This is a genomic window from Haemophilus sp. HMSC071C11, from assembly GCF_001837655.1.
In the GTDB taxonomy this organism is placed as follows: domain Bacteria; phylum Pseudomonadota; class Gammaproteobacteria; order Enterobacterales; family Pasteurellaceae; genus Haemophilus; species Haemophilus influenzae.
Genome location: NZ_KV833410.1, coordinates 1 through 221 on the forward strand (window position 1 = coordinate 1; position 221 = coordinate 221).

Genomic DNA, 221 nt, shown 5'->3' on the forward strand with positions numbered 1-221 from the left:
AACGCCTGATGTAATCCTCTTATTCTCATATAGTTCGTGATATTGTAAATGAGCATCAAAAGCTCGTAGTTTTTTTAAATAGCTATGACCAAGATCGATTTGTGGTAGTAATTTTTCTAAACGCTGGATTTTCTTTAATTCTGAATCCCCTAAATTCAGAAAAGATGATAGAATAATATCAGCATATTCATATTCATTATTTTTAATTAATTGCATAAACG

At 29.0% G+C, this 221-nt stretch carries 1 protein-coding gene; it reads right to left on the reverse strand.

Annotated elements, in window-relative coordinates; all coding sequences use genetic code 11:
• A partial coding sequence (locus HMPREF2644_RS04585; RefSeq protein ID WP_257286008.1) for an alpha-2,3-sialyltransferase occupies positions 1 to 221 on the reverse strand: 221 nt, incomplete at both ends.